This window comes from Acinetobacter johnsonii, assembly GCF_048551975.1.
In the GTDB taxonomy this organism is placed as follows: Bacteria; Pseudomonadota; Gammaproteobacteria; order Pseudomonadales; family Moraxellaceae; genus Acinetobacter; species Acinetobacter johnsonii_A.
Window position 1 is genome coordinate 1 of record NZ_JBIMCF010000088.1, and the last position, 447, is coordinate 447.

At 37.1% G+C, this 447-nt stretch carries 1 pseudogene; it reads left to right on the forward strand.

The annotated features are described in order from the left end of the window. A pseudogene (locus tag ACG9ZB_RS16750) lies at positions 1–447 on the forward strand (IS4 family transposase); the annotation flags it as partial.

Sequence of the window (447 nt, forward strand, 5' to 3'; positions counted from 1 at the left end):
GTGAATGTGTTCGCAGACAGAGAGTTTATCGGTGAGCAGTGGTTTACATGGTTAATTGAACAAGACATCAACTTCTGCATTCGTGTTAAAAAAACTTTATTGTCACCAATCATTTAGGAAAGAATCATAAAATCAGTGATTTATTTCGCCATCTTCAAGTTGGTCAAATTGAATGTCGTAAACGACGGATTTTGGTTGGTCGAGTGAAACTATATATAAGTGCACTACAGTTAGAAAATGGAGAACTTTTACTCGTCGTTTCTCCTCAGTTTAATGCCAATTCTATTCAGGATTATGCATTACGCTGGGAAATTGAAACCTTATTCAGTTGTCTCAAAGGACGCGGGTTTAATCTTGAAAATACTCGTTTAACAGACCCTAGACGAGTCAAGAAATTGATAGCAGTGCTAGCTATCGGTTTCTGTTGGTGCTATTTAACAGGTGAAT